The organism is Roseateles sp. P5_E11 (assembly GCF_054049355.1).
Genome location: NZ_JBFUMO010000274.1, coordinates 1 through 7,487 on the forward strand (window position 1 = coordinate 1; position 7,487 = coordinate 7,487).

The window sequence follows — 7,487 nt, forward strand, 5'->3', positions numbered from 1 at the left end:
GTGTAGCTCCKGGCGCTGCTGCCCGGCACGGCGATGCGGGTGCGGCCGTTGGGGTCGGCGTCGGTGTCGCGGAAGATCTCCAGCGACGTGACGGTGCCACTGACGGTCCAACCCAGCTGGACGTTGCTGGCCGTGCCGGTGGCCGTCAGGCAGACGGTGGCGCCGCCGCCGCTGCCGCAGCTCTGCGCCAGCGCTAGCGGGGCTGCGCTCGCCCCGAAGGCGAGCAGCAGTGCGGGTATCAAAGTTTTCATGTTCTTCCTTTCAAGGTTGAAAGTGCTCGGCCGGTTGTCTCCGCCGGATGCGAACGTTGTGGGAGGCCGGCCCAGGGCCAGGCCACGACCTCCACGACAGTGAGGGATAGGAGCGGCAGGCCCCAGCCTGGAGATGGATGCGAGCCTGCCGAGCCATGGCTTCAGTTGCTGTAAAGCATGCCCCGGCCGGTGCCGCTGAAGTAGATCCGTCCGTAGATGTTCTGGTCGGCCGCGATCACGCCGATGCCACCGAACTGGTGGGCGTCGTCGTTGAAGCGCGTCCAGGTGGCGCYGGCGTCTTCAGAGCGATGCACGCCCCACACGCCGTTGATCACGCCCACGACGTAGACCGCGGCCGAGTACGGCGCGCCGGCTTTGGCCTTGCCCAGCGCGATGACGCTGGCGCCCTGCACCTGGGCCCATTGGTTGCCATTGAAGATCGACGCGAAGTTGCTGAGCTTGGCCCAGGTCGCGCCCGAATCTGTCGAGCGGTACACCGTGTTGCCGTCGGCCAGCCAGAGCTCGCCCTCGACGTTGGGGTTGACCGCCAGCGAGGTGTTCGCGAAGTAGTTCGGGGCCAGTCCCGCGTTCACCGAACCCTGGCTCAGCGTGAACGTGCGGCCTCCGTCCGTCGAGACGTAAACCTTGCCCGGCGTGCCCCACCAATTGCCGCCGGAATCGTAGGCATAGACCTTGTTCGGGTTCTTGCGATCTGCGGCCAGGTGGTAGCCGCGGCTGTAGATGTCGTTGATCGCCGGCAGGTTGGTCGGGACCCAGGTTGCGCCGTTGTCCGTGGTGTACGACGGCACCGAGTTGCCGGGTGCCCAGACCGCCTTGTTGCGAGCGGTGACCGCGATGCTTGCTTCCTGGTTCGTGTTGGTCGCGACACCGGGCGCGTTGGTGGCGAACTTCGTCCAGGTCTTGCCGCCGTCGCCGGACCAGAAGCCGAAGCCGGTGCCGTTTTCGTGGCTGTAGCCGATGGTGGCCACGTATTGTGGGTCGGACCACGCCATGTCGGCGGCGAAGCCATTGCTCCAGCCGGTGCCCGGCGTCAGCGTCGGCTTGGTCGCGAGGTTGGTGTGCAACCAGGTGCCGACGTCGCCCGAACTGTTGACGACCGCGTACGTTGCGCCGGCCGGTGGCGTGGCCAGGCTCAGGACGGCGGTCTCCTCGATGCCGTTGATCGTGCTGCCCCAGGTGGGCGTGGCCGAGGAGGCGTTGCGCGTCTCGACGATGCCGCCGCCGGAGACATGCAGGATGTGATCACGGTTGGACGGATCGATCTCGACATCGTCGACCCAGCCCGCAGTGACCTCGCCCGGCGTCACCGCTTCGATCTCGCGCCAGGTCCTGCCGGCGTCGTCGGACAGCTGCACGATCTGCTGGCCGCTCCAGTTGCCCCAGGAGTTGGTCACGCCCAGTGCGATGCGGGTGGTCGCGCCGCTGCCGTAGACCGACACGCCGCCAAAGCCGAAGTTGGTTCCGCCGATCGGGTCGACGCTCTTGAGCAGGGTCCAGTTGCTGCCGTCGAACTTGTAGAACCGGCCTGGGCCGCCGGCGCCTGGCCCGGCGTCCTTGGTGAAGGCGATGTAGAACATGCCGTCCGCAGCGCGTGCCATGTGCGGGATGTGGTAACCGGCGACCGGGACAGTGACCGGCGTCCAAGAGGCGCCGCCATTGGTCGACTTGTACAGGCTTGAGCCCAGGCCCGCTGCATTGGCGTAGTCCGGGGCGACGGCCGCGTAGATCGTCTGCGTGGCCGAGCCGCTGCCCTTGGTGCTGGTGTCGTAGACGACCGTCTCGACGCCCATGGCCGTGCCGCCGTTGGCGTTGATCTGGTCCGCGGTCATCTTGAGGGTCGACAACGACGTGACCTGCGCCCAGGTGAGGCCCGAGTCGGTGCTCTTCCACAGGCCGGCCGTGCGCGAGCCGTAGAACAGCGTCGAAGGCTTGTTGGGATCGACCATCAGGCGTTCGCCGATGGCCCGGCCGGGGTTGTTGCCACCCAGCGGGAAGGGCAGGGCGGCGGAGGTCCAGGTGTCGCCGCGGTTACTGGACATGTACAGGCGGCCGTTGCCTTCAGACACGTACATGCCGGTGGCCATGTAGACGAGCTGGTCGTTGTTCGGATCGACGGCCATGCTTTCGACGCCGTGGTACCGGGCCTCGGCTGCACCGAAACCCAGGCCGTCGGTGATGGGCACCCAGGACGACGTGCCCTGGTTCCAGCGGTAGGCGCCGCCGACGTCGGTGCGTGCGTACAGCAGGTTGGCGGTGGTCGGGTGGAAGACGAGGCCGCTGACGTAGCCGCCGCCGCCGAACTTCGCGCTCGCCCAGGTGCCSACYTTGATGGAGAAMGTCTGCTGGGTCTTGGCGCCACAGCTGTTGGTGTAGGTGGCGGTGGCCGTGCAGGCCGCGGGCGGCTGGATGGTCTGCTCTCGCGACGCACCGGCGGTGCCGCAGCCGCTCCAGCTCCACATGCCGCCGGATGTCGGCTGTGGGCCGAGGATGGCCGAGGCGCCGGTCTTGATGGTGGCCGACGCCGTCTGGGTCCACGTGCCGTTGACCTTGACATAGGGCGTGATGGCCGTCGGTGTGCATGTCTGTGCCAGGGCTGGCGAGCCGGCAACGGCTCCCAAGGCGAGCATCAGGGTTCCCAACTTCAGTCTCATGGTTCTACCTTTCTGGTGAAGGTGCTCGGCCGGTTGTCTCCTCCGGTCACGAGCGTTATGGAGAGGCCGGCTCAGTGCTTGGGCTCGACCTCGGGGTGTTCGAAGTCGGCCGCGCCCACGCGGGCGCGGCCTTGGCTGTTCAGGCGGAGTTCGAGGTGCTGGCCGCGGTAGCGCAGCGCGACCTTGGCGAGCGCCGGTCCACGCAGCTGCAGGCGGCTGAGTCGCCCCTCCTTCCAGTCCACGTCCAGCGTCAGGGCGCCATGCGCACGCACGCCGTGCAAGGCGCCTGCTGGCCAGGCCTTGGGCAGGGCGGCCAGCAGATGCACCTCGCCGCCCCAGGACTGCACGATCATCTCCAGGATGGCAGCAGCCCCGCCGAAGTTGCCGTCGATCTGGAAGGGCGGATGCGCGTCGAACATGTTGGGATAGGTGCGAGCCGGCCCCAGCAGTCCTTGCAGGACCTTGTAGGCCCGCTCGCCGTCGCCCAGGCGCGTCCACAGCGCCAGCCGCCAGGCGGTGGCCCAGCCGGTGCTTTCGTCGCCGCGGGTGTTCAGCGTCTTGCGCGCGGCCTGGGCCAGTGCGGGTGTGTCGCGCACGTTGATCTGCTCGCTGGGGTAGACGGCGTAGAGGTGCGAGACATGGCGGTGCTGTTGGTCGGTGGCCGACGCATCCCAGTCCTCCAGCCATTCCTGCAGTTGGCCCTGCGCGCCGATGCGATCAGCCGGCAGGCGGGCTCGCGCCTTGCGGACGGCAGCAGTGAATGCCGGGTCGTCCTCGCCAAGCTGTGCCTGTGCCGCAATGGCCGCGTCGAACAGGTCGCGCAGGATCTGGCGGTCCATTGCCGGCCCGGCGCACAGTGCGATGTCGGTATGGTGGTTGTTCTCCGGCGACTGCGAGGGCGACGTGACGAGGCCGCGGCCCTTGGGGTCTTCGACCAGCGTGTCGAGGAAGAACAGCGAGGCGCCCTTGAACAGCGGCACGAGCCGGCGCAGCACGGCCGGGCTCGGGTTGTACTGGTAGTGCTGCCACAGCGTCGTGCACAGCCACGCGCCGCCCGTGGGCCACATGCCCCACAGCGGGCCATCGATGGGCGCGGTGGCGCGCCAGAGGTCGGTGTTGTGGTGCGCGACCCAGCCGCGCGCGCCGTAGCTGTTGCGGGCCGTGCGCGCGCCGGTGACGGCGAGGTCCTCCACCATCTTCAGCAGCGGCTCGACACACTCGCCCAGGTTCGCCGGCCCGGCGGGCCAGTAGTTCATCTCGGTGTTGATGTTGATCGTGTACTTGCCTTCCCAGGGCGGGTGCAGCACTTCGTTCCACACACCCTGCAGGTTGGCCGGCTGGCTGCCCGGGCGCGAGGACGACAGCAGCAGGTAGCGCGCGTACTGGACGTACATCGCGGCGAGCGCGGCGTCGGGCTGCCGGGGCACGCCCTTGATGCGGGCGTCGGTGGAGCGGGCATTGGCCTCGTGGCCGCCGAGGTCGATGTGCAGGCGGCGGAACAAGGCGCGGTGGGCCTTGAGATGGTCGTCGCGCAGCTTGGTGAACGGCTTGCGCGCGGCAGCGGCGGTGCGCTGGCGCACGGCGGCCACGGGGTCGCCGCTGGTGTCCTGCCAGTTCACATAGCTGGTCTCGCCGGAGACAAGTAGCGTCAGCTGGCGCGCGCCGCGCACGCGCAGCCGGTCGCCGCTGGCCTCGATGTGGCCATCGCCCACCGCCTGCACGCGCAGCGCATAGCGCAGCTGGCCCGGGATGCCGAAGGCCTGCACATTTCGGCCCTCGATCAGCAGCGCGTCGCTGCCGTCGGCGCGGACGGCCAGCGACCCGGGCCGCTTCTCTGCAAAGAGAGATTCACGGTGGTCCCACGGCGCGCCGACGAAGACGACGCCATCCTTGTCGTACTTGGTGTCGCCGAAGCCGCCATAGGGCTGGTAGTCGGGATGGCGATAGCCGAGGTCCAGGTCGATCGTGCCGTCGCCTTCGATCTCCAGCCGGATCACCGTCACCTGGTCCGGCACGCTGCAGAAGGTCTCGCGCCGGTGGCGGCCGCTGCCGTCGATGAAGCTGGTGGTGGCGATGGCGCTGTCGAGATCCAGGCTGCGCCGATAGCGCGCTGCGGCCTTCACGCCGGGGAAGTCGAGCAGCAGGTCGCCGGCGGCGCCGAAGGGCATCTGCTTGATGGGCTTGCCCATCAGCGCTTCGGAGACGAGGTCGTTGGCCTCCTTCCAGCGTTCCTGGTCGATGAGGGCGCGCACTTGCGGCAGGGCCTCGCGGAACTTCGGGTTGTCCTGGACGTAGGGCCCGCCGCCATGCAGCGTGTCGATGTTGAACTGCAGCCGCTCCTGGGCCGGGCGCCCGAAGACCATCGTGCCCAGGCGGCCGTTGCCGAGCGGCAGGGCCTCGATCCACGGGCCGGCGGGCTGGTCGTACCACAGGCTGAGTGCATCAGCGCCGATGGCGGCCGCGCCGGCCTGCACCCAGTGGGGCAGGGCACTGAGCATCGGCAGCAGCGCGGCCGAGGTGACGAACCGGCGGCGGGACGTGGGGGTGCTGTTCATGCTCATTCGCAAGGAAGGGACTTCAACGGCTGCCGACGATGACGTTGAGCGACCTGACGCTGGACATCGTGCGATCGACGCTCATGTCAGCGAGCCGCTGCRGCATTTCACCGATCGCCTTGTCGGGCAGCTTGCCGATGTCTTCGGCGACGATGGAGTCGACCACTTCGTCGGCGTCCGTTTTGATCGGGGCGTGTTCATCTTGTCTCTGGTGGTTGCTCTCGGAGGCTCTGCGGCCCGGCTTGCTCTTCCCTGTCCAACGGTCCGCCTTCCTGCCTTGGCGCTTCGAGCGTCCTCCGTGCTGGCAACGCTGTCATTGCGCTCGGTTCGTCGCTTTTGGCACGATGGMTGGTCAAACCAATTTGGTCAAGCCACTTTGCCATACATGATTGGATTGGTCTTACCGGTGTATTCCCCAATATCGTTTCACTGGTGTCGGCGATGAGCGGTGCGGCGCGCGAGATTGATTGCGATACCATTTGGTCTGTCCAATTAACAACGAGCGCTGGTTCCAATGCCCAACCAACACCGCGTCGGCGAAGTGCGTCGGCAATATCAGCTGGTCGCCGACAAGATCCGTGCGCTGATCGACGCGGAGGGAATCTCCACGGGGGGGCGGCTTCCAGCGGAGCGGGAATTGGCGCTGCAACTCGGCGTTTCGCGGCCGTCGCTGCGCGAGGCGCTGATCGCGCTGGAGATCGACGGCCGCGTGGAGATCCGCGGCGGTTCGGGTGTGTACGTCAGCGCGCCGCCCATGAATGGCGAAGTCGCAACCTCATCGCTGGGCGAAAGCCCTGCCGAGTTGGCGCAGGCGCGTGTCGTGCTGGAGAGCGCGATCATCACGCTCGCGGCAGCGCGGGTGAGCAAGGCGTCCTTGCAACGCGTCGAGGACGCGTTGAACGCTATGCGTGAGGACCATGCCAGTGGCCGCAAGCCTGTCGAGTCGGACCGGCGCTTTCATCTGAGCATTGCCGAGATGGCTGGCAACTCCGTCCTGGTCGGCGTGGTGGGAACGCTCTTCGACGGCCGGCACAGCCCCATCGCGTCACGCATGAGTGGCCAGGCCGAGTCCACGCACACCTGGCAGGCCGCACTCGCGGAGCACGAGGCGATCTATCACGCGCTGGAAGCCCGCAACCCGCAGGCGGCAGCTGCAGCCATGTGCTCACATCTGCTGGCCTCTCTGGGCCGCTGGGTCGGCGAGGGCACCGGCGCCGCCTGATGCCCTTCGCTGGGCTGTGCCAGCCCGCAGCGGACACCGCGGGGGTAACTGGCGCCGGTCATCGACCAGCGGCCGGGACGTCACCCACCTTTTCGGCGGTTGTACACGTCGAAAACCACGGCAGCCAGCAGCACGACGCMCTTGATGACCTGCTGCCATTCGATGCCCACGCCGAGGATGGACATGCCGTTGTTCATCACCCCCATGATGAAGGCGCCGATCACCGCGCCGAGCACCTTGCCGACGCCGCCTGACGCCGAGGCCCCGCCGATGAAGCAGGCAGCGATCACGTCGAGCTCGAAGCCCAGGCCTGCCTTGGGCGTGGCCGTGTTGAGGCGGGCCGCGAAAACCAGGCCTGCGAGTGCCGCCATGACGCCCATGTTGGCGAAGCACAGCAACGTCAGCTTCTCGGTGGGGACGCCGGACAGGCGGGCGGCACGTTCGTTGCCGCCGAGGGCGTAGATGCGCCGGCCGAGCGTCGTGCGGCGGGTCACAAAGACGTAGGCGGCGATCAGGATGCCCATCAGCAGCAGCACATTGGGCAGGCCCTTGTACGAGGCCAGCAGCCAGACCAGCCCGGCCAGTGCGCCCGACTGGGTCAGCAGCCGCAGGCCGAAGAGCGCTGCCGGCTCGGACGCCGCGCCGAGCGCTGCGGCCTTGCGGCGCGTGGCCAGCTCCCGCCAGGCCAGCCATGCCACCAGGCCGAAGCCGATGACGAGGGAGCTGAGATGACGCTCCTCGCCCGCCGGCCAGTCGGGCAGGAAGCCGCTGCTGAGTAGCTGGAAGG

Annotated in this window: 6 protein-coding genes; 1 reads left to right on the plus strand and 5 read right to left on the minus strand. The window is 68.1% G+C overall.

Translation table 11 applies throughout. The features are described 5' to 3' along the window. From ACXJKR_RS18880 to ACXJKR_RS18895, 4 genes are all read right to left on the minus strand, one after another. Positions 1–251, minus strand: a 251-nt coding sequence (locus tag ACXJKR_RS18880) for a hypothetical protein (protein ID WP_457324118.1), incomplete at its 3' end; no start/stop codon positions are given. 161 nt (positions 252–412) lie between these two features. Beyond that, positions 413–2,923 carry a dockerin gene (locus ACXJKR_RS18885; RefSeq protein WP_457324119.1) on the minus strand — a complete coding sequence of 837 codons (2,511 nt, stop codon included), beginning with the start codon at positions 2,921–2,923 and terminating at the stop codon, positions 413–415. 71 nt (positions 2,924–2,994) lie between these two features. Beyond that, positions 2,995–5,478 carry a glycoside hydrolase family 95 protein gene (locus tag ACXJKR_RS18890; RefSeq protein WP_457324120.1) on the minus strand — a complete coding sequence of 828 codons (2,484 nt, stop codon included), beginning with the start codon at positions 5,476–5,478 and terminating at the stop codon, positions 2,995–2,997. Positions 5,479–5,500: 22 nt separating this feature from the next. Next, on the minus strand, positions 5,501–5,644 hold the full coding sequence (locus tag ACXJKR_RS18895) for a hypothetical protein (RefSeq protein ID WP_457324121.1): 144 nt from the start codon (positions 5,642–5,644) through the stop codon (positions 5,501–5,503). A gap of 348 nt (positions 5,645–5,992) precedes the next feature. Here ACXJKR_RS18895 and ACXJKR_RS18900 point away from each other — a divergent pair, with 348 nt between their 5' ends. Then, positions 5,993–6,700 (plus strand): FadR/GntR family transcriptional regulator, encoded by a 708-nt coding sequence (locus ACXJKR_RS18900; RefSeq protein ID WP_457324122.1) that lies wholly within the window; start codon positions 5,993–5,995, stop codon positions 6,698–6,700. Between the two features lie 80 nt (positions 6,701–6,780). Here ACXJKR_RS18900 and ACXJKR_RS18905 read toward each other — a convergent pair. After that, the coding region (locus ACXJKR_RS18905; RefSeq protein WP_457324123.1) for an ABC transporter permease subunit at positions 6,781–7,487 on the minus strand (707 nt) is incomplete at its 5' end.